The organism is Kitasatospora sp. NPDC002522 (assembly GCF_053595195.1).
This window is the reverse complement of record NZ_JBSFXE010000026.1, coordinates 56,691-81,748: the sequence shown is the minus strand read 5'-3', so window position 1 is coordinate 81,748 and position 25,058 is coordinate 56,691. Positions and strand designations below refer to the sequence as shown.

Annotated in this window: 18 protein-coding genes; 8 read left to right on the top strand and 10 right to left on the bottom strand. The window is 74.3% G+C overall.

What is annotated here, in order from left to right; all coding sequences use genetic code 11:
* Window positions 1–360 precede the first annotated feature (360 nt).
* Both ACWD4U_RS22210 and ACWD4U_RS22205 read right to left on the bottom strand, forming a co-directional pair.
* On the bottom strand, window positions 361–1,491 hold the full coding sequence (locus tag ACWD4U_RS22210; protein ID WP_363454110.1) for a substrate-binding domain-containing protein: 1,131 nt from the start codon (window positions 1,489–1,491) through the stop codon (window positions 361–363).
* A 183-nt stretch (window positions 1,492–1,674) separates the two neighbouring features.
* Window positions 1,675–2,154, bottom strand: coding sequence for an ATP-binding protein (locus ACWD4U_RS22205; RefSeq protein WP_363454112.1), 480 nt, complete (start codon window positions 2,152–2,154; stop codon window positions 1,675–1,677).
* A 482-nt stretch (window positions 2,155–2,636) separates the two neighbouring features.
* On the opposite strand from ACWD4U_RS22205, the gene ACWD4U_RS22200 reads away from it, so the two are divergent.
* Window positions 2,637–5,138 (top strand): RICIN domain-containing protein, encoded by a 2,502-nt coding sequence (locus ACWD4U_RS22200; protein WP_363454114.1) that lies wholly within the window; start codon window positions 2,637–2,639, stop codon window positions 5,136–5,138.
* Between the two features lie 126 nt (window positions 5,139–5,264).
* Here the strand turns inward: ACWD4U_RS22200 and ACWD4U_RS22195 are convergent, their stop codons facing one another.
* The 3 genes from ACWD4U_RS22195 to ACWD4U_RS22185 form a co-directional block, all read right to left on the bottom strand.
* The gene (locus ACWD4U_RS22195) at window positions 5,265–6,323 is read right to left on the bottom strand and encodes a substrate-binding domain-containing protein (RefSeq protein WP_363454116.1); all 1,059 of its coding nucleotides are present in this window, start codon (window positions 6,321–6,323) and stop codon (window positions 5,265–5,267) included.
* A gap of 68 nt (window positions 6,324–6,391) precedes the next feature.
* Window positions 6,392–6,814, bottom strand: coding sequence for an ATP-binding protein (locus tag ACWD4U_RS22190; RefSeq protein ID WP_363454118.1), 423 nt, complete (start codon window positions 6,812–6,814; stop codon window positions 6,392–6,394).
* Between the two features lie 210 nt (window positions 6,815–7,024).
* On the bottom strand, window positions 7,025–8,101 hold the full coding sequence (locus ACWD4U_RS22185) for a LacI family DNA-binding transcriptional regulator (RefSeq protein ID WP_363454120.1): 1,077 nt from the start codon (window positions 8,099–8,101) through the stop codon (window positions 7,025–7,027).
* 185 nt (window positions 8,102–8,286) lie between these two features.
* Between ACWD4U_RS22185 and ACWD4U_RS22180 the strand changes: the two genes are divergently transcribed.
* On the top strand, window positions 8,287–11,190 hold the full coding sequence (locus ACWD4U_RS22180) for a polysaccharide lyase family 8 super-sandwich domain-containing protein (protein ID WP_363454122.1): 2,904 nt from the start codon (window positions 8,287–8,289) through the stop codon (window positions 11,188–11,190).
* Window positions 11,191–11,288: 98 nt separating this feature from the next.
* Window positions 11,289–12,365: a LacI family DNA-binding transcriptional regulator gene (locus ACWD4U_RS22175; protein ID WP_363454124.1), complete on the top strand. Its 1,077-nt coding sequence runs from the start codon at window positions 11,289–11,291 to the stop codon at window positions 12,363–12,365.
* Window positions 12,366–12,375: 10 nt separating this feature from the next.
* Here the strand turns inward: ACWD4U_RS22175 and ACWD4U_RS22170 are convergent, their stop codons facing one another.
* A complete protein-coding gene (locus ACWD4U_RS22170) occupies window positions 12,376–13,155 on the bottom strand; it encodes a sugar phosphate isomerase/epimerase family protein (protein WP_363454126.1) in 780 nt (259 codons plus the stop codon).
* 2 nt (window positions 13,156–13,157) lie between these two features.
* Window positions 13,158–15,113 carry a DUF2264 domain-containing protein gene (locus ACWD4U_RS22165; protein WP_363454128.1) on the bottom strand — a complete coding sequence of 652 codons (1,956 nt, stop codon included), beginning with the start codon at window positions 15,111–15,113 and terminating at the stop codon, window positions 13,158–13,160.
* A gap of 265 nt (window positions 15,114–15,378) precedes the next feature.
* Between ACWD4U_RS22165 and ACWD4U_RS22160 the strand changes: the two genes are divergently transcribed.
* The 4 genes from ACWD4U_RS22160 (at window position 15,379) to ACWD4U_RS22145 (ending at window position 19,632) form a co-directional block, all read left to right on the top strand.
* The gene (locus ACWD4U_RS22160) at window positions 15,379–16,728 is read left to right on the top strand and encodes an ABC transporter substrate-binding protein (RefSeq protein WP_363454130.1); all 1,350 of its coding nucleotides are present in this window, start codon (window positions 15,379–15,381) and stop codon (window positions 16,726–16,728) included.
* A complete protein-coding gene (locus ACWD4U_RS22155) occupies window positions 16,725–17,672 on the top strand; it encodes a carbohydrate ABC transporter permease (protein ID WP_449787267.1) in 948 nt (315 codons plus the stop codon). Before ACWD4U_RS22160 ends, ACWD4U_RS22155 begins: the two co-directional genes overlap by 4 nt.
* On the top strand, window positions 17,669–18,529 hold the full coding sequence (locus ACWD4U_RS22150; RefSeq protein WP_363454132.1) for a carbohydrate ABC transporter permease: 861 nt from the start codon (window positions 17,669–17,671) through the stop codon (window positions 18,527–18,529). Before ACWD4U_RS22155 ends, ACWD4U_RS22150 begins: the two co-directional genes overlap by 4 nt.
* A 122-nt stretch (window positions 18,530–18,651) precedes the next feature.
* Window positions 18,652–19,632, top strand: coding sequence for a hydroxyacid dehydrogenase (locus ACWD4U_RS22145; RefSeq protein WP_363454224.1), 981 nt, complete (start codon window positions 18,652–18,654; stop codon window positions 19,630–19,632).
* A gap of 74 nt (window positions 19,633–19,706) precedes the next feature.
* Here the strand turns inward: ACWD4U_RS22145 and ACWD4U_RS22140 are convergent, their stop codons facing one another.
* Entirely contained in the window at window positions 19,707–19,910 is a 204-nt protein-coding gene (locus tag ACWD4U_RS22140) for a hypothetical protein (RefSeq protein ID WP_363454134.1), read from the bottom strand.
* A 131-nt stretch (window positions 19,911–20,041) separates the two neighbouring features.
* On the opposite strand from ACWD4U_RS22140, the gene ACWD4U_RS22135 reads away from it, so the two are divergent.
* On the top strand, window positions 20,042–21,109 hold the full coding sequence (locus ACWD4U_RS22135) for a LacI family DNA-binding transcriptional regulator (protein ID WP_363454136.1): 1,068 nt from the start codon (window positions 20,042–20,044) through the stop codon (window positions 21,107–21,109).
* A 227-nt stretch (window positions 21,110–21,336) separates the two neighbouring features.
* On the opposite strand, the gene ACWD4U_RS22130 is transcribed toward ACWD4U_RS22135, so the two are convergent.
* Both ACWD4U_RS22130 and ACWD4U_RS22125 read right to left on the bottom strand, forming a co-directional pair.
* The gene (locus ACWD4U_RS22130; RefSeq protein WP_363454138.1) at window positions 21,337–24,213 is read right to left on the bottom strand and encodes an ATP-binding protein; all 2,877 of its coding nucleotides are present in this window, start codon (window positions 24,211–24,213) and stop codon (window positions 21,337–21,339) included.
* Between the two features lie 79 nt (window positions 24,214–24,292).
* Window positions 24,293–24,745 carry an ATP-binding protein gene (locus ACWD4U_RS22125; RefSeq protein WP_363454140.1) on the bottom strand — a complete coding sequence of 151 codons (453 nt, stop codon included), beginning with the start codon at window positions 24,743–24,745 and terminating at the stop codon, window positions 24,293–24,295.
* Window positions 24,746–25,058 lie beyond the last annotated feature (313 nt).

Here is a 25,058-nt window from a genome sequence, read left to right as displayed (position 1 = left end):
CGCAATCACGACCTCAGGAGGCAGATTGTTGGAGGGCGGACCCGGCCACGTCAAGAGCAGATGACGAGGATGTTTCCGCCGGCCTCCCGGCCCGCACAAGGTGCCCGGCACGGCCGCGGCGAGCTGCCGATGCGGACAACACCGCAGCTCATGGACGAAGTTGGGCAGCGGAGTCGACCACCCGACCGGCTGCGGCGCCGCCTCGGACCCGGCACTTCCGCGCAGCGACGCAAGGCCGGGGCTTGACCTCCGGCCGCCCGGTGGTGACACTGGGCGCACCTCGCCGATGGTTGCGCAAACATGATGTCGCGCACGAACCGGCGGACGCCGGCACCCGGCAAGGCCGTCCCGAGGGCTCCGTCAGTCCGGCGTCGGCGCGGTCTGCGGGCGGCCGGCGCCGCAGGAGTCCCGGACGGTGATCGCCGGGCGCAGCAGGACCTGCCGCGGGGAGTCGCCCGGGTGGGCCAGGCGGTTCAGGAGCAGCGCGGCCGCGGTACGGCCGAGCAGGTGCTTGGGCGGGGCCACGGCGGTCAGCGGGATCTCGGCGGTGTCGGCGATCTCGTCGTCGTAGGCGACCAGCGCGAGGTCGTCCGGGACGCGCAGCCCGACCCGCCGGGCGGCGGCGGCCACCAGGGCCGCCTGCCGGTCGCCGAAGCAGACCGCGGCGGTGGCACCGACGCGGCGCAGCCCGGCCAGGCAGCGGTCGGCCGCGGCCGGGCTCCACTCCTCCAGCGCGGCCTGGAACTCGGTGGTGGGAAGCCCGAGTTCGCGGATGGCCTGGTGGAAGCCGCTGGCCACCGGCTGCGCGGTCGGGCTCGGGATGCGCAGCACCAGCCCGATGATCCGGTGGCCGAGCCCCGCCAGGTGCCGGACGGCGTCGTAGCCGCCGGCCTCGTGGTGGGTGCAGACGCTCTCGGTGGGGTCGCCGAGGCCCGCTCCCCGGCGCTCGACCAGGACGGCCGGCGCCGGGAACGCGGCGAGCCGGGCCAGGTACGCCTCGGGGGTCTGCGGACCGGTCAGGGTGGGCGCGAGCAGCAGCCCGTCCGCGCCCGCGGCGACCATCTCGGTGACGGCCGCGATCTCCCGGGCCTGGTCGTAGCCGGAACAGGCGAGCACGGTGCGCGCCCCCGCCGCCGCGAGCTCCTCCTCGATGCCCTGCAGGACGCGGGGGTAGTAGAAGGCGGTGTTGGGCACGACGACGCCGATCAGCGCGGCGCGGCCACCGGCCGGTCTCGGCGCGAGGACGTAGGTGCCCGAGCCCTGGCGGCGGACCACCAGCTCCTCGGCGACCAGTTCGGCGACGGCGCGGCGGACGGTGCTCACCGAGGCCCGGTGGGCCCGGGCGAGCTCCGGCTCGGTCGGCAGCCGGCTTCCCGCCGGCCAGCGGCCCTCGCCGATCTCGCGGCGCAGGCGGTCCGCCAGGGTGCGGAACTTCAGCCCTCGGACCTCGGGGGCCGCGGCCTCCGACGGTCGGCGAGCCGAGCCGGTCATGGGCACTCCCTGGTCCATCGCCTGACGGAGCGTGTTCCGACCGCGGTCGCCGCTCCTGCCAGGATTGTGCCGGATGGCTGCGGTAACCCCGTTCGCCCGGGGCGCATGAATGGCCGATGAATCCGGTGCGGGCCCGGCGGATCCAGCGGGCCCGCGTCCCGTGGGGAATCCGCGGCGTCGCTCTCAGTGACCGGCGGCGGCGCTCGCCAGCGGGATCGTCGCGACCACCCGCGTCCCGGTGCGCTCGAACCACACGATGCAGGCGGACGCGTACGCGCGCACCAGGCTCAGGCCGCGCCCTCCGCAGCTCTCGGCCCACCCGCCCGGCCGGTCGGCCGCAGCCGCCGCGCAGGCCGAACGCCACTGCCCCCGGTCCCGCACCTCGACGGTCAGCCCGCGGCGGTCGACACCGAGTCGCACGGTCACGTCCGAACTACCGCTGTGCCGGACGGCGTTGGCCGCCAGCTCGGTCACGATCAGCGCCACCGCCTCGTCGACGCTGCCCGGAAGCGCCCACTGCCGGACGACGTCGCGGGCGAACCGCCGGAGCGCGGGCACCGAGTCCGACACCGCGGGCAGGACGCGGACGGCCGTCCCGCCGCGGATCGCGCTCGGCGCGGGGCGTTCGAGGGTGGCGGTCTGGTGGTGGTCGGCGGTGAACATCCGGGGCTCCTGGGCTGCTGGACGGCTCCTGACTCAACGGTGCGCGCCCGGCGCCGCCGAAACCATGGCGGTTCGCCGGTATGCGGATACCCATTCGGGACGACGGGGTGGGGCGAGGACGCCGGGCCGGGGCGGGGGCAACCCGGCGGGCGCCGGACCCGGCTGGGCGGGTCGGCTCGTCGCCGTGCTCCAGCTCCGGATCGGCCACTCCCGGCTGGAGCGGGCAATCATCTGCAATTCATGTGCTGCCTGCTGGTTGTCCGGGCGCGCCGCCGATCCTAGGTTTCTGCACGTCGGGCGGGTCGGCTGGAGTCGGTCCGACCCGCAGTCCGTCGAGGGACGCACCCACCGGGACCCCTCGTCGGCCGCCCTGCGCAGCGGCCCCCCATGCCTCCCGCCGATCGGGCTCCCTCGCCCCCACGAAGAGGACGCACATGCCATCTCGAACCACACGGCGGTCCCGTACCGTCCTCGCGGCCCTGGTGCCGCTCGCTCTCGCGGTCGCCACCCTCGGCCCCGAGGCGGCGTCGTCCGCTCTCGCGGCGACGCCGACGTACACGGTCACCACCGGTGCGACCGGTACCTACGCATACGCCGACGACACCGCGGCGTGGCCGTTCGTCGACAGCGACGGGAAGTTCTACTTCCAGTCCTCGCACTCCCTGTACGCGGGCAAGGACAGCCGCGCCTGGCAGTTCTGGACCGGGACGGACATCGACACGGGCGTCACCAAGGCCCCGGTCTCCTCCACCCCGGACAACGCCGACACCACCGTGCGCTGCAACACCAGCCCGACCGGCCTGATGTCGAGCTACGACCCGCGCGGCTCCCAGACCGCCGGGTACGCCGAGCGGAACTACTGCGATCTGGTCGGCACCTGGATCGACCCGGACACCGGCGACTGGTACGGGGCCGTGCACAACGAGTTCACCCCGTCCCCGTTCGGCGACGGCCTGCACTACGACTCGATCGACTACGCGCAGTCCACCGACCACGGCGCCACCTGGACGATCAAGGACCACATCATCACCTCGCCGTTCACCACCTGGCGGGCCAACGACCAGCTGTTCACCCTGGCCTCCGACGGCAGCGTCCGCACCGGCGGCGGACAGTGCCTGGACATCAGCGGCGGCGGCACCACCGCCGGCACCGCGGTCGGCCGGTACGGCTGCACCGGCAACGCCAACCAGAAGTGGACCGTCACCGGCGGCACCCTGGTCAACCCCGCCTCCGCCCTGTGCCTGACCGCCGCCGGCACCGGCCCGGGCGCCGCCTTCACGATCCAGGCCTGCTCCGGCGCGGCGACGCAGCGCTTCACCACGCCCGCCGCCGGGGCCAAGGGACAGCTCAGCCTGGCCGGGACGCCCGCGAGCTGCGTCGACTCCACCGCCACGGTCAAGCTGGCCGTCTGCAACGACCCGACCAAGGACGGCCGGGACCAGTTCCCGAACCAGACCTACTACTACGGCGACGGCGACCCGAAGCTGTTCGTCGACACCGCCTCCGGGTACTTCTACCTCTACTACGACACCCAGATCCTGAACACCGCCGGCGGCGGCCGGGTCGACCTCGGACACGTCGCCCGCGCCCCGATCTCCGCCAAGTTCGCGCCGTCCTCGTGGAAGAAGTGGTACGGCGGCAGCTGGACCCAGCCCGGCGTCGGCGGCAAGGAGACCGACCTGGTCCCCTCGGACGGGACCAGCGCCGGCTACCTCGACGACGCCTACAACCCGTTCAACACCGGCACCACCGCGCAGCAGTTGAGCACCGGTCAGCTGCCCGGCGCCCCGCCGCTGGCCCGGATGAACGTCACCTACGACGCGTACCTCGGCCAGTACCTCGGCATGCCGCGGCCGGAGAACCCCACCACCTCGACCCCGCTGCACATCTACGCGACCACCGACCTCGCCACCCAGAAGTGGACCGACATCGGCACGGTCACCAGCCCCAGCGGCGGCGCCTGGTACCGCTCGGTGCTGGACGCGACCGGCAAGACGTCCAACTACCTGATCGGCAAGACCTTCCGCAACTACTGCATGTACAGCTGCACCCCGACCAGCAGCGGCGCCCAGTGGGTCAGCACCACGATCGACACCGACCCGACCAACCTGCCCACGCCGCCGGTGCGCCCGGGTACCGCGTACCGGATCGCCGCGGGCAACGGCCAGTACCTCGCCCAGTCCGGGTCCGGCCTCACCACGACGGTCGGCGGCGCCGCCCCGTCGCAGGGCTGGAAGTTCACGGCCACCGGTGACGGCTTCTTCACCATCGCCAACGCCGCCTCCGGGCAGAACCTCGGCGTCAACGACACCGCCGACTCCGGGCGGGCCTGGGGCGCCCCGCTCACCCTGGGCACCGGCAGTGGCACCGGCGCGCAGTGGTTCGTGCAGAGCATCAAGGACGCCGGGCTGCCGGCCGGCAGCTACCGCCTGGTCAACCGCTACAGCGGCCAGGCGCTCAGCCTGACCGCGGGCACCGGCGGCGCCACCACCGCCCCGCAGCGCGACTGGGCCAACCCCGGAACCTCCGGCGACACCCACGCGGTCGCCGCCCAGACGCTCGCCTTCCCGGTGCTCGACCTCCTGCCGGCCGGCAACCTCGAGTCCGGCGACCTGGCCGGGTGGAGCGTCCACAACGCCGCCGTCGTCACCGACGCCGCGGCCCACAGCCCCGGCCACGACCTGCGCCTGCAGTCCGGGGCGGGCGACTACGCGACGATGGAGTACACCGTCACCGGGCTGGCGCCCAACACCACCTACACCTACGCCGGCTGGGTCCGCGCCGACTCCGGCAACACCACCAGCTTCGGGGTGAAGAACTACGGCGGCGCCCAGCTCACCGCCCACACCGCCGCCACCGGCTGGACCGCGCAGTCCGAGACCTTCACCACCGGCCCGAGCAGCACCTCGGCCACGGTCTTCTGCTACCTGCCGTACTCGTCGGCCACCTCCACCTGCGACGACCTCAGCCTGACGATCGGCTGACCCGCCCGAGACCCGGGGCCCGCACGCCACCGCGTACGGGCCCCGACCGAGAACCCGGGGCCCGCACGCCACCGCGTACGGGCCCCGGGCGTTTCCCGGTCCGGCGCCGGCCGGTGTGCGGTGCGGTCAGGGCTTGCGGCAGGAGCCGCGGACGGTGAGGCGCGGGAGGAGGTCGATGCGGTGCGCGGGCAGCGAGGGCGCGCCGTTGATCCGGCGCAGCAGGAGGTCCATCGCGGTGGTGCCGACCGCCTGGCGCGGCGGGGCCACCGCGGTCAGCGGCGGGGCGGCGAGGGCGGCGAACACGTCGTCGTACGAGATCAGTGCGAGGTCGTCGGGCACCAGCAGACCGCGGGCCCGCAGCAGCATCGGCAGCTGGATGGCCTCGCGGTCGTTGTGGACGAGGGCGGCCGTGACGCCTCCGGCGACCGCCTCGGCGATCCGGTCGGCCAGCCGTTCGAGGGCGGCCGTGCGGGCCTCGGGGACGGCGGGGTCCCGGACGTCGAGGACCGGCCGCGGGTCGAGGCCGAGGCACCGGACGGCGTCCTGGTAGCCGGCCCGGATCCGGTGCGCGGTGCAGGTGTCGTCGCGGGCGGCGAGCAGCACCGAGCGGTGCCCGAGGGAGGCGAGGTGGCGCAGCGCGAGCAGGACGCCGTGGCCGTGGTCGGAGCCGACCGCGTCGAGCGCCGCGCCGGGACTGCCGGGGGCCGGACGGCGCTCGATCAGGACGGCGGGGACGGGCAGCTCGTCGAGCCACTCGTAGCCCTCGCGCTCTCCCGGCCGCCAGTTGGGGCTGAGCAGCAGCCCGTCGACCCGGGAGGCGAGCAGGTGGTCGGTCTGGGCACGGTCGTCCCTGGCGTCGTAGGAGGCGATGCCGAGGACCAGTCGGGCGCCGCGGGCCGCGGCCCTGGCGCCCGCGATGACCTCGTCGAAGTACGAGCCGACGGTGGGGACGAGCATCCCCACCACCGGGAGCCGGGCGGTCTCGGCCGGGTCGGCCGCGGCCGCGGCGGTGACCGCGCCGTGCGAACGGTGCAGCCGGCCGGCCGCCGCCAGCGCGGCGACGTCCCGGCGGACCGTGACCGCGGGTATGCGGAGCCGGTCGGCCAGGTCGACGACCCGTACCGTCCCGAGCTCGCGGACCACCCCGAGGATCAGGGTGTGCCGCTCCGACGACGGTATGGCCATCGAGTCCTCCCCTACTGGTACGAACGGAGACCGGATCAATGTCTACCATTCGATCCAGTATCGATCAATTAAGCAGCCACTCCGCCGACCACCCAGCGGCAGACGCCGCACCACGGCCCGTCCGGGTCGGGGAGCGGGAGCTCGGCGGCGACCAGGGTCCCCGCGGCGGTCGCCGTGACCTCGCAGTGCGCCGCGAAGGCGTTCACCAGGTCCAGTCCCCGGCCCGAGCAGCGCTCCGCCGCGGCCTCGGGCCCGGCGGGCCGCGGGGGGCGCCAGCAGCCGAAGTCCTGGACGTTCAGCACGAGTCGGCCGCTCCCCGCGGAGATCCGCAGGACCAGGTCGGCGCTGCCGCTGTGCCGCACCGCGTTCGAGGCCAGCTCGGTCACGATGAGCCGGACCGCCTCCTCGACCGCCTCGGCCAGACCCCACTGCCGGACCACCCGGCCGGCGAAGCGCCGAAGGACGGGGACCGAGGAGGCCTCCGCCGCCATGACGCAACCGATCACTCGGACCCGGGCCCGGCACCCGCATCCCCGGGGCGGAAGGGCGGGGGAGAATGCCTGCTCAATGCTGGTCATGGGGACTCCTCGGCGCTATGACATGTCCCCACGCTAGGTCGACCGAACGATCGAGTCAACGCATCCTGGTCATTTGCTCATCACTTGGTCGAAATGAACACATGCGATATCCCCGGTCCGCCGTCAGCCCCGTACCGGGCCCGTGCTCTCCCGCACCACCAGGTCCACCTCGACGTCGACGGTGCGCGGCGGCGTGCCGTCGGCGACGTCCGCCAGGATCAGGTCCATGGCGCGCGCCCCCGTCCGTTCCAGCGGCACCCGCACCGTGGTGAGCGCCGGACGGACGTCGAGCGCGCACGGCAGGTCGTCGAAGCCGATCACCGACACCTCCTCGGGTACGGACCGGCCGAGATCGTCCCGGAGCGCGGCCAGCGCACCGACCGCCATGCCGTCGTTGAGCGCGAGGACGGCGGTCAGGTCCGGTCGGCGGCCGAACAGTTCGCGCGCGGCCGCCCCGCCGCCCGCCCGGGTGAAGTCGGCCTCGACGGTGCAGTCGGCGTCCGGCACCTGGCCCCGCTGCTCCAGCGCCCGCCGCACTCCCGCCAACCTCTGTCGCACGGTGATCAGTTCGGACGGGCCCGCCACCACGCCGATCCGCCGGTGCCCCAGCTCCCACAGGTGCGCGATCGCCCGCTCGGCGCCGCCGCGGTTGTCCGGCGCGACGGTGTCCGCCTCGACGCCGTGGTCGCCGATGCAGGCGACCCGCCCGCCGTCGCCGGTGAACCGGGCCAGGCTCTCGGCGAGTCGTCCGGTGAACTCCCGGTCGGCGAAGCCGCTGCCGCAGAGCAGGACCGCCCGGGCGCGCTGGTCGTGCAGCCGGCGCAGGTACTCCAGCTCCAGCCGCGGATCGCGGAAGGTGGCCGCCACCATCACCATCAGGTCGTGCTCCCGCGCCGCCTTCATCACACCGGTGGCGATCGCGGCGAAGTACGGGTCGCCGATGTCGTGCACGATCAGGCCGACCACCGAGGTCCGCGCCCGGGCCAGCGCCTGGGCGGGCGCGTTGGGGGTGTAGTTCAGCTCGGCGGCGGCCGCCAGCACCCGCGCGCGCAGTTCCTCCCCCACCGCGCGTCCGCCTCCGCCGTGGAGCACCCGGGACGCCGTGGCGATCGAGACGCCCGCGTGGTCGGCGACCCGCTGCAGGGTGACGGCCCGGCCGGGGCGGTGCGGGACGTTCCTCGATCCTCCACTGCTCGCCATCTGCGTACCGTACCGGACGGCAAGCGCTTACCAAGCCCGGTCGAAAGCGTTGACGCCCTCTCTGGAAAGCGCTTACCCTCCTGGCTATTCCGCCCGGGGGGGCTCGTCAAGGAGGACGCCCTATGGACATCGGCCACCCCACCTCTGGCCTCGGGAGCACCCCTGTCGCACCGAGCAGGCGCCGTGTGCTCCAGCTCGGAGTCGCGGCCGCCGCGCTGGCCGCGGGCTCCCAACTGCTCCGCCCTTCCCTCGCCCGGGCCGCCGACGCCTTCGACGCGATGCGCGCCACCTGGGTCCAGCTGCTCACCGGGACCGGCTTCGACCCGGCGGCCGCACCGTACGCCGCCGCGCTGACCACGCTCGGCTCGCAGGCGGGCTCGTTCCAGAGCTCGATGGCGCCCACCACCGGCTCGCTCTGGCCCGACCTCCCGATCGGCACCGTCTCCGCCAATGTGACGAGCTGTTACGTCCGGCTGCGCACCATGGCGTTGGCCCACACCCAGCCGAACACCGGGCTGACCGGCAACGCCGCACTCGCCACCGCGATCACCACCGGCCTGGACTGGTTGCACGCCAACGCGTACACGCCCACCACGACCACCTACAACAACTGGTGGGACTGGCAGATCGGCGCGCCGCAGCGCCTGCTGGACACCTGCCTGCTGATGTACCCGCAGCTCACCGCCGCGCAGATCACCAACTACTGCTCGGCGGTCGACCACTTCGTCCCCGCCTCCGCCGTCGCCGCCTACACCGGCACCAGCACCGGCGCCAACCGCGTCGACCTGTGCCGGACGATCGCGCTGCGCGGCGTGCTCGGCAGGAGCTCGGCCTCGCTCACCACCGCCCAGCAGGCACTCTCCCCGGTCTTCCCGTACGTGCTGTCCGGCGACGGCTTCTACGCCGACGGCAGCTTCCTCCAGCACACGTACATCCCCTACGCCGGGACCTACGGCGACGTGCTGCTGAACGGCCTGAGCAAGCTGTTCACCCTGTTCGCGGGGACCTCCTGGGCGATCACCGACCCCGGTGTGCAGAACGTCTACACGGCGGTGACCACCGCCTTCGCGCCCTTCGTCTTCAACAGCCTGGTGATGGACGGCGTCTGCGGCCGGGCGATCAGCCGCGGCATCTCGAAGAGCGACCCGCTGCAGCTCCAGCAGGACGACCACACCCGCGGCCACGGCGTGGTCTCCGACATCCTGCGGCTGGCCACCTCGGGGCTCGCCTCGCCCGCGCAGTCCGCCGCCTGGAAGTCGACGGTCAAGGGCTGGCTGCAGCGCGACTACTACGAGCCGCTGCTGAACAACCCCGGTGTGGAGATCCCCGAACTCGCCCGCGCCCAGGCCCTGTTGAACGACTCCTCGGTCACCGCCGCCGCGGAGCCGGTGAACAGCCGGGTGTTCGGCATGGACCGCGCGGTCCACCGCCGCCCCGCCTGGGCGGCCCAGTTGAGCATCTGCTCCGCGCGCACCACCTTCTACGAGACCGGCAACGGCGAGAACCTCAAGGGCTGGCACCAGAACAGCGGGATGCTCTACTGGTACGGCGACACCTACGGCAACGGCCAGTACTCGGACGCCTTCTGGCCCACCGTCGACCCGTACATGCTGCCCGGCACCACGGTCTCCACCCTCGCGCTCGCCGATGCCGCGGGCGGCGCCTGGGGCGCCTCCCACCCGAACAGCGCCTGGGCGGGCGGCGCCACCGACGGCACCTACTCCGTGGTCGGCCAGGACGTCCGGGGGCTGCAGTCCACCCTGACCGGGAGGAAGTCCTGGTTCCTGCTGGACGACTCCGTGCACTGCCTGGGCGCCGGCATCACCTGCACCGACGCGGCCGCCGTCCGCACCACCGTCGACAGCCGCAACCTCGGCCCGAACAACAACCAGGTGTTCACCGTCGACGGCACGGTCCAGCCGGCCACCCTCGGCTGGAGCCAGACCTTCACCAATCCCGGGTACATGGCGATCGGCGGCATGGGCGCCTGGGTCTTCCCGGGCGGCGGGACCGTCAACGTCAAGCGCGAGGCCCGCACCGGCGCGTGGTCCGACGTCAACACCGGCAGCGCCACGACCGCGATCACCCGCAACTACCTCTCGATGTGGTTCGACCACGGCACCAACCCGACCGGCGCGAGCTACAGCTACCAGCTGATGCCCGGCGCCACCGCGGCCACCGCGGCCGCCCGCGCCGCGAACCCGAACGTCACCGTCCTCGCCAACACCGCCACGGTGCAGGCGATCAGCGTGCCCTCGCTCGGCCTGACCATGGCCAACTTCTTCGCCGCGGGCAGCGCCGGGCCGCTCACCGCCTCGGGCCCGTGCTCGGTGCTGGTCCGCGAGCAGGGGGGTGCGATGACCGTCGCGATCTCCGACCCGACCCGGGCCGCCACCACCGTCCAGGTCACCGTCGCGCGTTCCACCTACAAGTCGGTCACCGCCGCCTCGGGTGTCCAGGTGCTCACCACCGCCGGGCAGGTCGTGTTGCTCGCCGAGACCGGCGGCACCCAGGGCGCGAGCCGCACCGCCACCGTCTCCTCCTCGGGCACCGCGCCGGCCTCCACCACCGCCGCCCAGCTGAGCGCCACCGCGAGCAGCTACGTCCGGGACGGCTCGTACGGCAACACCAACTTCGGCAACGCCACCACCATGGTGGTCAAGAACACCAACGCCGCGAACAACGGCTACAACCGCCGGTCGCTGCTCAAGTTCGACGTCTCCGGCGTCAGCGGCACGGTGTCCCGGGCGGTGCTGTGGGTGTACGGCAACGTGCAGGACTCGGGCGGGGCCCTGTCCACCCTGCAGGCCTTCGCCACCGCCTCGGACGGCTGGACCGAGACCGGCGTCACCTGGAACACCGCACCCGCGCTGGGCGCGGCGCAGGGCAGCGGTCCGGTCTCCACCGGCTACGACTGGATCGCCCTCGACGTCACCGCCGCGGTCGCGGCCGCCCAGACCTCCGCGGGCGGCACCGGCACCGCCTCGCTCGCGGTCTTCCAGCCGCTCGGCGCGGTGGGTCTGGCGGCCGTCCTCAACACCCGCCTGAACTCCGCGAACCCGCCCCGGCTGGAGGTGGTCACCGGCTGAGGACCGCCGGGTCGATGCGGAGCCCTGGGCTTCCGGCGGATCGAATGATACAAATTGATCCGAATCGAGAGCGCAGGTCCAGCCACGGGAGTGACGCCATGACCATCACGGCCGAGCAGCGCCGGGCGCGCATCCTGGACGTGGTCCGCGAGCTCGGCACGGTGCGGGTCGCGGAGCTGGCCGACCGCATCGGCCTGGCCGCCGTCACCGTCCGCCGGGACGTGGCGGCCCTGGCCGACGCCGGGCTGCTGCGCCGCACGCACGGTGCGGTGTCGCTCCCGCGTACGGAGGCCGCGCCGGGCCGGGCGGCCGGACACGGCCGGGTGGTGGGCATGCTGGTGCCCACCGTCGGCTCGTACTTCGACGAGATCATCGACGGCGCCCGCTCCGCCGCGGCGGCGGCGGGCGCCCGGCTGGTGCTCGGCATCTCCGCCTACGAGTCCTCGGACGACCCCGCCCAGGTGGAGCAACTGCTCGACGCGGGCGTCGACGGTCTGCTGCTCACCCCGAACTGGACGTCCGCGGGCCGGCCGGAGAACAGCGCGTGGCTGTCGGAGCTGCGGGTGCCCGCCGTGCTGGTGGAGCGCCGGGCGGCACCCGACAGCCCCTTCGCCGAGCTGGACTCGGTCGGCTCCGACCACCACCACGGCGTGCTGCTGGCGCTGCGGCACCTGTCCTCGCTCGGCCACCGCGCGGTGCAGCTGGCCGCGCGGGCGGACACCTGGACCGCCCACCACGTCCGGAGCGGGTACCGGGAGGCGGTGGAACTGCTGGGCCTGGAGCCGCGCCCGGTGGTCGACATCCGCCAGCCCGGCGGCGACATGGAGCAGGTCGCCGCCCGGATCGCCGAGGGCGTGGCCGACGGCGCGCGGGCGGTGCTGGTCCACAACGACCAGGACGCCATCCAGCTGGTGCCGCTGCTGCGCGGGCGCGGCCTGCGGGTGCCCGACGACCTGGCGGTGGTCTCCTACGACGACGTGTTCGCGGCGCTCGCCGCACCGCCGCTGACGGCGGTGGCCCCGCCGAAGCGGACGGTGGGCTCGGCGGCGTTGGACCTGCTGCTGCACCGGCTGGACAGCGGCCCCGAGCTGCCGGTCCACCACGTCGACCTGCTGCCGGAGCTGAAGGTCCGCACCTCCTGCGGCGGCGCCGCCGGGAGCGGCGCCGCCCGCTGAGGCGCGGCGGTCAGCTCCGCAGGGCCCGCAGGTACCCGGCCCCGGGGCCGAGCAGGCCGCCGAGCGGCGCGGCGTCCGGGTACCACGGCGCCTCGTACTCCCAGGACACCCAGCAGTCGGACGGCAGCAGCCGGACGCAGTCGCCGATCGGGAGGCTGCCCGCGCCGAGCGGCACCGGCGTGAGGTCGGAGCGGCCGAGGACGTCCTTGACCTGGACGTAGCCGAGGTGGGGCCGCAGCGCGCCCCATGTCGCGGACGGGGTCTCGCCGGCCAGCCGGGTGTGCAGCAGGTCCCACAGCGCGCCGACCGCCGGGTGGGCGACGAGGTCGAGCAGCCGGGCGACGTCGCGCCCGCCGCGGTGGGAGTCGTGGGTCTCCACCAGGACGCGCACGCCCAGCGCCGCGGCGCGGTCGGCGACGGCGGCGAGGCGGCGGGCCGCGCGCTGGTCGGCGTCGGCGGGCAGCCCCTCGCCGCCCTTCGGGAACACCCGGACGTGGCCGGCGCCGAGGTCGGCGGCCAGCTGGAGCTGGTCGAGCAGGGCGGCGACCACCGGGCCGTCCTCGCCGGGGGCGGCGACCCCGACGTAGCCGGCCACGGCGAGCGGGGTGAGGCCTGCCCGGTCGAGGGTCCGGCGGGCCCGTTCGCGGGCGGCGGTGCTGAGCTCCGGGTGGACCGGTTCGCCGGGGGCGCAGCGCAGTTCGAGTCCGGTCCAGCCGTGCTCGTCGGCGAGCCGGATCACCTCGGCGAGCGGGCGGCCGGGCAGTCCGAGCGTGGAAAAGGCGAGTCGCACGATCAGTCCTTCCGGCGGACGGTGGGACCGTCCGGGTCGAGCGAGGCCTCGTGCGTGCTGCCGTCGGGCCAGACCACCCGGATCAGCGTTCCCTCGGTGGACACGGAGGGGCCGTCGAAGGGGTGGGCGGCCGAGCGGGAGAGGCGGGCGACGGAGAGGAACAGCGACGGTCCGACGCCGGTGCGGCCCGTGAGCACGGGCAGTGCGCCGATCGGGCCGAACGCGGTGCCGGCCGGCACGCGGACGGTCGCCGCGGCGGTGTACCCCTCGACCTGGTGCAGGACGGAGGTGAGCCGGCCGGCCTCGGCCCCGGAGAGCGGGCCGTCCGTCCACGTCATCGCCCCGGCGAGCGGGCCGTCGGTCCAGGTCTCGGCCGCGGTGCCCGCCACGGCCCAGCCGCTGTGCCGGACCTCGGTGCCGGGTGCGGCACCGGTGACCAGGTGGGCGTGGACCTCGTCGGCGCCGTGGGCGAGGACCAGCGAGGTGACGCTCACGCCGGGCAGCTCCGCGCCGGCGATCCGCGGGTGGTGGGCCGAGGCGGCCCAGCCCGGCCCGGCGCCGAGCGGCCGGATCCGGCCGCGCTCGCTGAGCTCCCCGTCGACGACCACGCCGAAGTGGTTGTCGGGCCGTCCGGCGGGCAGCGGCCCGGTGGCGGTGGAGTAGCCGAGCCGGGCGTACAGCGGGTCGTCGTCCAGCACCTGGTCGGCGGGCTGGTCGTCGCTGCCGTGGTTGTGCAGGCGGACCAGGCCGTCGGCGGCGGTGGACTGGATCAGCCAGCCCGGCTGCGGCAGCGGGTGGACGGCGTCGGCGCGCTCGACCGGCGCGGCCTCCTCGGGCGCGGTCCACACCGGGTGGTCCGGGGGCAGGAGGAGTCCGACGAACCCCTTGCTGGCCCAGTACGGCGAGGCCGGCCCGGAGTAGGGCTGGACCAGTGGCGGGTAGGGGCCGTACCAGCCGAGCGAGAGCAGGCCGTCCGGGTCGGTCGCGCCGCGGTCGAGGAAGTGGCGCAGGGCGCCGGAGGCGAGGCGGCGGGTGGCGCCGGGGGTGAGCGGGCTGTGGCCGGTCAGCGCCGCGGCCCACAGCGGGGCGGCGGCGGCGAAGCGGTAGGTGAGCGAGCGGCCCTGGTGCATCGGGGCGCCGTCGGCGCCGAAGGTGCGGGCGTAGCCGTCGAGGTGGGCGGCGAGGCGGCGGCCGTAGGTGTCGAGCAGGGCGCGGTCGCCGCTCAGGTGGGCGTGCAGCACGGGGTAGAGGTGGAACGCCCAGCCGTTGTAGTGGTCGAAGGCGCGGGGGCGGCCGTCGGTGTACCAGCCGTCGCCGCGGTACCACTGTTCGATCTTGGCGAGTCCGCGCTGCACGGCGGCCTCGGCGGCGCCGTCCTCGTCGAGGCCGGCCTCGGCCAGCAAGCCGCCGACGGTGAAGGGGAACAGCCACCAGTTGTTGTCGACCGGCGTGTGGTGGAGGGCGTCGGCCAGCCAGGCCCGGACCCGCTCGCGCACCTCGGCGTCGAGCCGGTCCCAGAGCCAGGGCCGGGTCAGGCGCAGCGCGAGGGCGATGGAGGCGGCCTCGACCATGGGCTGGTTGCGATCGCCGATGGCGAGCCAGGAGACCTGGTCGTGGTCGGTCAGCTCGCGGTCGGTGGTGGGGGTGCGGGTGCCGGCGTCGAGTCCCTGTGCGTAGCGGGCGAGCAGGCCGTGCGGGTCGTCGCCGCCGGCGCCGGCGATCCGGAAGGCGGCCAGCAGGAAGGTCCTGGCGTAGCCCTCCAGTCCGTCGGAGCGGGTGCCGGAGATGCTGGGGCGGGGGCCGGGGAGATTGATGAGCGCGTGCTCCGGTCCGGCGAACGGTCGGACGGCGGCCAGCAGCGCGTCGGCGGCGGCCTCCCAGTGCGACCTGGTCCAGCCGGTGCGGGGGCTGAGGGCGCGGTCCTCGGGCGGGAGCGCGGGCAGGGGTGCTGAACGCATGACCAATCGGATCAACCATCCAGATTTTTTGAGCGAATGATCTGATGATGATGGGCACAACCCGCCCCATCGCCCCTCATGCCAGGATCGTTACCAGAAAGTGGCCCGCAGAAGTCGTATCGATTGAGATCACTTGATCCTCGGCTCTTGACTCCGATCCCATGCGGTCGCAAGATGGCCACACCGCCGGGCTGATCCCCCTTCCTCGCTCAGCGATCCGGCCCCCCTCTCGGGCATCCCCGACCCCCTCCACAGGAGCCGTGCCATGTCTGCTTCTCGCACCTCCGGCCGCAGAGCCCTCCGCCTGACCGCCACGCTCACCGCCTCCGCGCTCTCGATCACGCTGCTCGCGGCCTGCGGCAGCGGCGGCAGCTCGGACGCCGCCCCGGCGAGCGACGGCCAGCCGGTCACCATCACCTTCTGGGGCTGGGCCAAGGGCACCAAGGAGGTCGTCGACGCGTTCAACGCCTCGCACAAGGACGTCCAGGTCAACTTCGAGCAGATCCCGTCCGGTGTGGCCGGCGGTTACGCGAAGATCTCCGACGCCTCCAAGGCCGGCAACGCCCCCGACGTGTTCAACGTCGAGTACGCGGCGCTGCCGGACTTCGTCAGCCAGGGCGCCGTCCAGGACATCACCAAGCTGGTCTCCACCGACCTCAAGGCGAAGTACCTGCCGCAGGCCGTCGAGCTGACCACGCTGGCCAAGGCGCAGTGGGCGCTGCCGCTGGACGCCGCCCCGCAGGCGCTCTTCTACCGCAAGGACCTGTTCGAGAAGGCCGGCATCACCACCGCGCCGCAGACCTGGGACGAGTACCGCGCGGACGCCCAGAAGCTGAAGGCCGCCAACCCGAACACCCGGATCGGCACCTTCTTCCCGGACGACCCGAGCACCTTCGAGGCGCTGTCCTGGCAGGCCGGCGCGCACTGGTTCACCGGCCAGCAGGACACCTGGAGCGTGGACATCAACAGCAGCCAGACCAAGTCGGTCACCGACTACTGGCAGCAGATGGTCGCCGACGACCTGGTCCGCGTGCAGCCGTCGTTCAGCCAGCAGTGGACCGCCTCGCTGCAGAAGGGCGAGACCGCCGCGTACCTCGGCGCGGCCTGGGGCGGCGGCGTGCTGAAGTCCACCCTGGCCTCCACCCCGGACGCCTCCGGCAAGTGGGCGGTCGCCCCGATCCCGAGCTGGGACGGCAAGCCGGCCAGCGGCATGCTCGGCGGCTCGGTCTTCGCGGTCTCGAAGAACAGCAAGAAGGCCAAGGCCGCCGTCGAGTTCGCGACCTGGGCCACCACCACGCCCGAGGGCATCAAGGCGCGCATCGCCTCCGGCACCTCCTCGCTCTTCCCGGCCGACCCGGAGCTGATCCCGTCCGCCAAGGCCGCCTTCAACACCGACTTCTACGGCGGGCAGGACATCTACTCGGTCTTCGTCGACTCCTCCAAGTCGATCCGGCCGGGCTGGACCTGGGGCCCCACCATGGGCCTGACCAACAACGCCATGAAGGACGTGTTCGGCAAGCTCGGCCAGGGCGGCACCATCCAGTCCGCGGTCGACGCCGCCCAGCAGGGCACCATCGCCGAGCTCAAGAACCGCGGACTCAAGGTCGCCCAGTGACCGACCGCACCACCGGCACCACCGGCCCCTCCCGCGCCGCCACCGTCAGGCGGCGCGGGAGGGGCGGGGCCCCCGCCCTCCTGCTGGCCCCGTTCTTCGTCCTGTTCACCGCGGCGACGCTGGTCCCGATCGGCTACGCGGTGTACCTGAGCCTGTTCACCGAGCGCCGCTCGGGCCTCGGCTTCGGCGCGCCCGAGACGGTCTTCACCGGACTCGCCAACTACGGCCGCGCGCTGGGCGACCCGGCGTACCGCGACGGCTACCTGACCATCGCCCAGTACTGCCTGCTGTACATCCCGGTGATGGTCTGCCTGTCGCTGGCGGTGGCCCTGCTGCTGGACTCGGTGCTGGCCCGCGCCAAGCGCTTCTTCCAGCTCGCGCTGTTCCTGCCGCACGCCGTCCCCGGCATCATCGCGGCCCTGGTGTGGACGTACCTGTACACGCCCGGCATCAGCCCGGTGCTGGACGCCCTGAGCGGCGCCGGAGCCCAGCTCGACGTGCTCGGCCACCCGCTGCCCGCCGTGGTCAACATGGCGGTCTGGGAGTGGACCGGCTACAACATGATCATCTTCTTCGCCGCCCTGCAGGCCGTCCCCCGCGAGGTCCTGGAGGCGGCCGTGGTCGACGGCGCCGGCGCCCTGCGCACCGCGTTCAGCATCAAGGTCCCGCTGATCAAGGCGTCGATCGCGATGGTCGGCCTGTTCACCGTCATCGGCTCGCTCCAGCTCTTCACCGAACCGGTGATCCTCCGCGGCGCCTCCCCGGGCGTCACCAGTACCTGGACCCCGAACATGTACGCCTACACCGCCGCCTTCGAGCGCAACGACTACGGTCTGGCCGCAGCCGCCTCCGTGCTGCTCGCCCTGGCCGCGGCGCTGCTCTCCTACGTCGTCACCCGGGCCACCCGGGGCCGCTCCGCGCGCCGGACGGAGGCCACCCGATGAGCACGCACGCCAAGCAGCACCGCCCCTGGGCGCTCTCCAAGGCCGCCGTCAACGGCGCCCTGGTCCTGGTCACCCTCTACACCCTGCTCCCGCTCGGCTGGCTGCTCACCGCCTCCGCCAAGAACACCCCCGACCTGCTCGGCGGCAACACCCTCACGCCGGGCAACTTCCACCTCGGCCAGAACCTGCACGACCTGGCCACCGCGGACGGCGGCATCTACTGGCGCTGGTACCTCAACTCCCTGCTGTACGCCGGGGGCGGCGCCCTGCTCTGCGCGTTCATCTGCGTCTGCGCGGGCTACGCCTTCGAGGTCTACCGCTTCCGCGGCAAGGAGAAGCTCTTCGGCCTGGTCCTGGTCGGCGTCCTGGTGCCCACCACCGCGCTGGCCCTGCCGATGTACCTGCTCGCCTCCGAGGTGGGGATCGTCAACACCTTCTGGGCCGTCTTCCTGCCCAGTCTGGTGTTCCCGTTCGGCGTGTACCTGTCCCGGATCTTCGTCGCCGGCTACGTGCCCGGCGAGGTCCTGGAGGCCGCCCGGATGGACGGCGCCGGGGAGCTGCGCACCTTCTGGTCGATCGGTCTGAAGATGGTCATGCCCGGCTTCGTGACCGTCTTCCTGTTCCAGTTCACCGCCATCTGGAACAACTTCTTCCTGCCGCTGGTGATGCTCTCCGACACCAAGCTCTTCCCGGTCAGCCTGGGCCTCTACTCCTGGAACAGCCAGACCCACGCCGAGCCGCAGTTCTACCCCCTGGTCGTCACCGGGTCACTGCTCGCCGTGCTCCCGCTCGTCATCGCCTTCGTCGCCCTGCAGCGGCACTGGAAGGCCGGCCTCACCGCGGGAAGCGTCAAGTGACCTCGCCCGCCCCCGGCTTCGCAGACCCCTCGGAGAATCGCGTGCCCCAGCAGTCCACCGCAGCCGCCCGGTCCGCCGCCCCGGCGGACCCCGAGCGGCGCCGCCCGCGGGCCGTGCTGGCCATGCACCCGCAGCTCGCCCCGCAGCTGATCGACGCTCCGGCGATGGCCCGGCTCACCGGCCTCGCCGACCTCGACCCGTCGCTGGTGGTCGACGACTTCACCACCCCCGCGGCCGCCGCCGCGCTGGCCGACGCCGACGTCCTCGTCACCAGCTGGGGCTGCCCGCCCCTCGACGAGGCGGTCCTGGCGGCCGCACCCCGGCTGCGCGCCGTCATCCACGCCGCGGGCTCGGTCAAGCACCACGTCACCGACGCCTGCTGGCAGCGCGGCCTCCAGGTCACCTCCGCCGCCTGGGCCAACGCCCTGCCGGTCGCCGAGTACACCGTCGCCGCCGTCCTGTTCGCCAACAAGCAGCTGCTGCGGCTGGCCGCCGACTACCGCGAGCTGCGGGCCCGGCACGACTGGCAGGCCGCCTACCCGCGGATCGGCAACTACCGCCGCACCGTCGGCGTCGTCGGCGCCTCCCAGATCGGCCGCCGGGTGCTCGAACTGCTCCGGCCGTTCGACCTGGACCTGCTGCTGCACGACCCCTTCCTCGCGCCCGACGAGGCCGCCGCGCTCGGCGCCCGTCTGGTGGAGCTCGACGAACTGTGCACGCTCAGCGACGTGGTGAGCGTCCACGCGCCCGAGCTGCCCGCCACCCGGCACATGATCGACCGCCGCCGGCTCGCCCTGCTGCCCGACGGCGGCACGGTGATCAACACCTCGCGCGGCTCGCTGATCGACCAGGAGGCACTAGTCGACGAACTGGTCACCGGGCGTCTGCACGCCGTCCTGGACGTCACCTCACCCGAGGTGCTGCCCGAGGACTCGCCGCTCTACGACCTGCCGAACGTGCTGCTCACCCCGCACGTCGCCGGCTCCATGGGCACCGAACTGCACCGGATGGCGGCCGCCGCCGTCGACGAGCTCGCCCGGTTCGCCGCCGGACTGCCCTTCGCGCACCCCGTGCTGGCCCAGGAGATCCACCGCACCGCCTGACGGCGCGCTGACCCGCCGTCAACACCTGAGCGCCTACCGCCCCGAGGGGTGGTAGGCGCTCCGTCGTCGGTCCGTCAGCTCAGCGGGCGGCAGAGCAGCGCGTCCGGGACGCCGTAGTGCAGCCACCTCCAGGTGCAGGCGACGCCGGCGACGTACTCGTTGTCGGCGCACTGGCCCATGTAGTACCCGGGCGCCCAGTCACTGCCCACGTACCGCTCGTCGGCGACCTTCACATACGCGGCGCCGCCGGGCGCGGGTTTCCGGCGATCGTCGCTCACGCTTCACCCACGGGCCTCGATTGGCGCACGTACCATCGGTGCTTTCGATCAGCGCGTGACCGAGTGATACTTATTTGCGCACCACACCACCGAGGTCCGGCCCGACGTCCCGGGCGGCGATAAGGGGAGCCATGACCATCACCGCCGAACAGCGGCGCGCCCGGATCCTCGAAGTGGTCCGGGAACTGGGCACGGTCCGCGTGCTGGAGCTGGCGGCCCGGATCGACACGGCTCCGGTGACGGTGCGCAGGGACGTCGCCGCGCTCGCCGAGAGCGGCCAGCTGCGCCGCTCGCACGGGGCCGTCTCCCTGCCGCTCGGCGACGCCGCACCCGGCGCCGCCGTCGGACGCGACCGGGTGATCGGCATGCTGGTGCCCACCGTCGGCTCGTACTTCGACGAGGTGATCGACGGGGCGCGCACGGCGGCCGCGGCCACCGGCGCCCGGCTGGTGCTCGGCATCGCCTCCTACGAGGCCGCGGACGACCGGGCCCAGGTCGGCCAGTTGCTCGACGCCGGCGTCGACGGGCTGCTGTTGACCCCGAACTGGCACCCGGGCAGCGACCCGGCGGACGCGGCGTGGATCCGCGAACTGCCGGTGCCGGCCGTGCTGGTGGAACGGCTCGCCGCCCCCGGCAGCGCCGCGGCCGACCTGCCCGCGGTCGGCTCCGACCACCGCCACGGCGTCCTGCTCGCCCTGCGCCACCTGGCCTCGCTCGACCACAAGTCGGTCCTGCTGGCGGCCCGCGAGGACAGCTGGACGGCCCACCAGGTGCGGGCCGGCTACGCCGAGGCCGTGCGCCTGCTGGACCTCGAACCCCGACCGGTGATCGACATCCACCGCCCGGGCCTGGACACCGAGGCCGTGGCCGAGCGGATCGCCGAGGCGGTCGCCGACGGGGTACGCGCGGTGCTGGTGCACAACGACCACGAGGCGATCCAGCTGGTTCCGGCGCTGCGCGCCCGCGGCCTGCGGGCGCCCGACGACCTCGCGCTGATCTCCTACGACGACGTGTTCGCCGCCCTGGCGGCCCAGCCGCTCACCGCGGTCGCCCCGCCCAAGCGGGCGGTGGGCGCGGCCGCCGTGGAGCTGGTGCTCCGACGGCTCGCCACCGGTCCGGACCTGCCGGTCCACCACGTGCGGCTGCTGCCCCGACTCAAGATCCGGACCTCCTGCGGAGGCGACACCCGCGAGCAGTGACGCCTCGCGGAGTGGGCCGACGGCCGGTCGGAGGAGGGGGCTTCCGACACCGGCCGTCGGCGGCCCGGGTGCCGGACCTTCCCGACCCAGCCCATCGGCCCCGAACCGCGGCGGATGGGCCCGTTTGCGCGCGAGCGTCCGCCACACCCGACAATCTACGGATCAGGATCGGATCAAGTCAACATTCGAGCTTCATTTGAACATCAAGTGGTCATTTGATCTGAGCGTCAGTGGTCCTGGCGCAGCTCCTCGTAGGCCCGCCCCACGCGCTTGCGGGTGGTACCGAGCTTCCTGAGCACCTTGGCGACGTGGTGCTCGACGGTGCGCGGCGACAGGAACAGCGCGTCGGCGATCTGCTGGTTGGTGGCTCCCCCGGCGAGCAGCTCGGCGACCTGGTGCTCCCGCGGCGAGAGGTCGCCGCCGTAGCCGCGGCGGCCGGGTGCGGGCCGGGCCAGACCGAGCTCGCGCAGGCCGTGTTCGCAGCGCGCGGCGTCGGCGGTGGCGCCGAGCTCCGCGAACGCCGTCAGCGCCTCGGTGACCAGCGCGGAGGCCGCGGCCGGGTCGGCGCCGCGCAGGGCGACGCCCTGCCGTTCCACCGCCCGGGCCCGCTCGTACGGGCGTCCGATCGCCTGCCACCTCCGGGCGGCGGCGGCGTAGTGCCCGACCGCGGCGTCCGGCTCGGCGTGCTCGGCCAGCAGGCCGAGGGCGAGCTCCAGGTCGGCGGCGGCGGCCGGGCTGTCCCGCCCGCCGACGGCGCGCTCGACCTCGCCGGCCAGCTGTTCGGCGGCCGCCCGCTCGTCGCAGGCCAGCGCAGCCTCGACGGCGACCGGCACCAGGCCGGGCGACTTGGCCCAGGTCCCGGCCCGCCGCAGCAGGTCCACCGCCGGCGCGGCGACCGCCCAGGCCCGGGCCGGCGAGCCCTGGGCGAGGTGAACGGCGCCCAGGCCGGCGGCGGCCCGCAGGGCGACGCTCACCGCGAGCTGCCGCTCCCCCGCCTCCGCGGCGCTGCCGAACTGCTCCAGCGCCGCCGCCCGCTGCCCGCGGGCGGCGGCGAGGAACCCGGTCACCAGTGCGCGCTCGGTGTGCGGGACGGCGATGCCGGGGAACTCGTCGATCAGCGCGTCGAAGCGTTCGTCGATGCCCTCCCAGTCCCCCGCCAGCGCGGCCAGCCGCAGCAGGGCGACCCGCGCGTAGCACGCGACGAGCGGGCTGCCGGCCCGTACGGCCAGGCCCTGGGCCTCGGTCATCAGGGCCGTCGCCCGCCGGTCGTGGCCGAGTTCGATCGCGGCGTCCGCGATGTTGTGCAGGGCCCGCGCGGTCTGCCGGACCACCTCGGGGTCGTCCGCGTGCCGGGGCAGCTGCTCGGCCAGCGCCCACACGTCCTGGTCTGCCAGCCAGGTCAGCAGCGTCAGCCGGGAGGCCCGGACGGCCGCCTTCACCGCCTGGTCCGGGCTGTCCCCGACGGTGTCCTCGGCGCGTTCGATCCAGTGCAGGCCGTGCTCGACGCCCTTCCGCTCGTCGAAGGCCAGGGCCAGCAGCGCCCGGGCGGCGCGTTCCGGGCGGGCCCGGAGCTCGTCCGCGGCCCGGGCGACCTCGCGGAATCCGGCCAGGTCGTCGGCCTCGTTCAGCAGCAGCAGGCCGTGGGCGAGGCGGATCTCGCCGCGGATCTCCACCGGGAGCTGGGGGTCGGCGAGCAGGCGGCGCAGCAGGCGGGCGTTGGTGGCGAAGTCGACGCCGTTGGCGGCGATCCCGGCCAGCGCCAGAGCCGCGCGGGAGCGCTGCTCGCCGGCCAGCCGGGGCTCTTCGAGGAGTTGGTGGAGCAGGGTCGCGGCGGTGCCGGTGTCACCGACCGACACGGCCTGCTCGGCCGCGTCCTGGGCGCGCACGAGCCACGCCTCGCGGTCGCCGGCGGCCTGGGTGTGGTGCGCGATCTGCACCAGCCGCGGGGGTGTGCGGGCCTGCAGGGCCGCCACGGCGCGCCGGTGCAGGCGGACCCGCGCGGGTGCGGGGATGTGCCCGTAGGCGACCTGCTGGGCGAGGACGTGCCGGAACACGTACCGGCCGTCGTCGGCCTCGCGCAGCACGGACGCCTGGAGCAGTTCGATCAGCGCCCGGGCGCCGTCGGGCGCGTCCAGCCGGGCGATCGTGGCCAGCAGGTCCTCGTCGGCGGGTACCGCCAGCACCGCGGCGGCCTCGGCGACCGCCCCGGCCTCGCGGGACAGCATGCCGAGGCGCTCGGTGACCGCCTCGCTGAGACCGCGCGGCACGTCCGCGTCCTGGAGGCGGGCGGCGGCGTCCGCGTACCCGTGGGTGCGGCCGTGTTCGGCGAGGGTGATCAGGTCCTCCTCCGCCACCAGCGGCAGCCCCTCGCTGCGCTGGTACAGGGCCGTGCCCAGGTGCGCGGTGGCGTCGGGTCCCATGGCGGCGACCGCCAGTTCCTGGATGTCGGGCTCGGCGAGCGGGCCGAGCCGGATGACGGTGCCGCTGGTGCCGGGCGGGTGGCGGTAGGCGGCGCCGAGGACGGCGCTCTTCGGCGGGAGGTCCTCGGCCCGGTAGGTCAGCACCAGGCTGAGCTGCGGGGGCAGGTCGCGCGCCAGCAGCAGGAGCAGGTCGCGGGTCGCCTCGTCCACCCAGTGCAGGTCCTCGACCACCAGCGCGGTCGGTCCGAGTGCCCCGAGGAGCGAGCGCACCGCCTGCACCAGGCGGAAACGCTGCGCGGAGGCGTCCAGCGGCTGGGAGGGCGGCGGCGGGAGCCGGTCGGCGAGGTCGGGCAGCAGCGGGGCGAGCGCGCCGGCGGTCGGCGGGAGCGGGCTCTCGGCCCGCTGGAGGTCGGCCCGGCGCAGGGCGTCCACGACCGGCCCGTACGGCAGGGGTTCCCGCAGGGGGTGGCAGAACCCGGTCAGCACCTGGTGGCCGTTGCGGGCGAGCACCGCGGCGGCCTCCCGGATCAGCCGGGACTTGCCGACCCCCGCCTCCCCTTCCACCAGCACCACGGCCGGCGGATGCCGCACCGCCGCCAGCAGCAGCCCCGACTCGCGGCCGCGGCCGACGAACCGGAACCGCCCGCCGGGATCAGCCGTCCCGCCGTCGAGCGCGCGCGTCACGTGACCACCGTCCTTGCGTGACCACGGTAGGGCCGGCCCCTGGGGGCGGCAAGCAGCGTCGCCGCAGGCGGTCGGCGCGTCACCCGGGGTGCGGCACCGGGACCTTCGCCACCGCTCGCGTGCCGTCCGGGTCGCACCACAGCATGCAGCCGGTCGAGTACGCGTTGACCAGTGCCAGGCCGCGCCCGGCCAGGGCGCCGCCGCCGCTGTCGAGGACGGTCGACGCGGGCGCCGCGCGCCACTGGCCGCGGTCCCGGACCTCGATGGTCAGCGTGTGCGGGCGGAGGCCGATCAGCACGGCCACGTCGGGGCTCGCGCTGTGCCGCACGGCGTTGGTCGCCAGCTCGGTGACGATCAGTGCCGCGGCGTCCGTGACGCTCTCCGGCAGCCGCCAGTGCCGTGCCACGGTCCGGGCGAAGCGCCGCATCCCCGGCACCGAGCGGGCCTCCGCGGGAACCACGCAGGCGGCGGCACTGTCGGCCGGGCGGCCTGCGCGGGTCGTCGACTGGTGGCAGGTGTCGGCGGTGGGCATCGGGACTCCCTGGGGGCTGGACGGTACCTCTCCCACACCCTCCGGGACCGGACCCGGAGAAACCATGCGGACCCCGGACGATGCGGGTACCCATTCCTCCCCGCCCCGACCCGCGGCGAGGCGGCCGCCGGGAGGGCCGGTGCGCGGCGTGGCGGGTGCCGGTGGGAGTCACCGGACCGCCCGCCCGGCAAGCCTCGCGACGGGCCGACGGGCTCGCGGCCCGGGGAGGACGAGGTCCCAGGCGAGCAGCGCCGCGCCGAGGCACCCGGCCAGGCGGCCGAGGCGGGCCGGGACGATCATCGGCGGGGCGCCG

Excerpts from the sequence above, each read along its gene's own strand:
- ACWD4U_RS22210 (WP_363454110.1), bottom strand. The coding sequence starts at position 1,491 with ATGACCGGCTCGGCTCGCCGACCGTCGGAGGCCGCGGCCCCCGAGGTC.
- ACWD4U_RS22205 (WP_363454112.1), bottom strand. The coding sequence starts at position 2,154 with ATGTTCACCGCCGACCACCACCAGACCGCCACCCTCGAACGCCCCGCG.
- ACWD4U_RS22195 (WP_363454116.1), bottom strand. The coding sequence starts at position 6,323 with ATGGCCATACCGTCGTCGGAGCGGCACACCCTGATCCTCGGGGTGGTC.
- ACWD4U_RS22190 (WP_363454118.1), bottom strand. The coding sequence starts at position 6,814 with ATGGCGGCGGAGGCCTCCTCGGTCCCCGTCCTTCGGCGCTTCGCCGGC.
- ACWD4U_RS22185 (WP_363454120.1), bottom strand. The coding sequence starts at position 8,101 with ATGGCGAGCAGTGGAGGATCGAGGAACGTCCCGCACCGCCCCGGCCGG.
- ACWD4U_RS22175 (WP_363454124.1), top strand. The coding sequence starts at position 11,289 with ATGACCATCACGGCCGAGCAGCGCCGGGCGCGCATCCTGGACGTGGTC.
- ACWD4U_RS22165 (WP_363454128.1), bottom strand. The coding sequence starts at position 15,113 with ATGCGTTCAGCACCCCTGCCCGCGCTCCCGCCCGAGGACCGCGCCCTC.
- ACWD4U_RS22160 (WP_363454130.1), top strand. The coding sequence starts at position 15,379 with ATGTCTGCTTCTCGCACCTCCGGCCGCAGAGCCCTCCGCCTGACCGCC.
- ACWD4U_RS22150 (WP_363454132.1), top strand. The coding sequence starts at position 17,669 with ATGAGCACGCACGCCAAGCAGCACCGCCCCTGGGCGCTCTCCAAGGCC.
- ACWD4U_RS22145 (WP_363454224.1), top strand. The coding sequence starts at position 18,652 with ATGCACCCGCAGCTCGCCCCGCAGCTGATCGACGCTCCGGCGATGGCC.
- ACWD4U_RS22135 (WP_363454136.1), top strand. The coding sequence starts at position 20,042 with ATGACCATCACCGCCGAACAGCGGCGCGCCCGGATCCTCGAAGTGGTC.
- ACWD4U_RS22125 (WP_363454140.1), bottom strand. The coding sequence starts at position 24,745 with ATGCCCACCGCCGACACCTGCCACCAGTCGACGACCCGCGCAGGCCGC.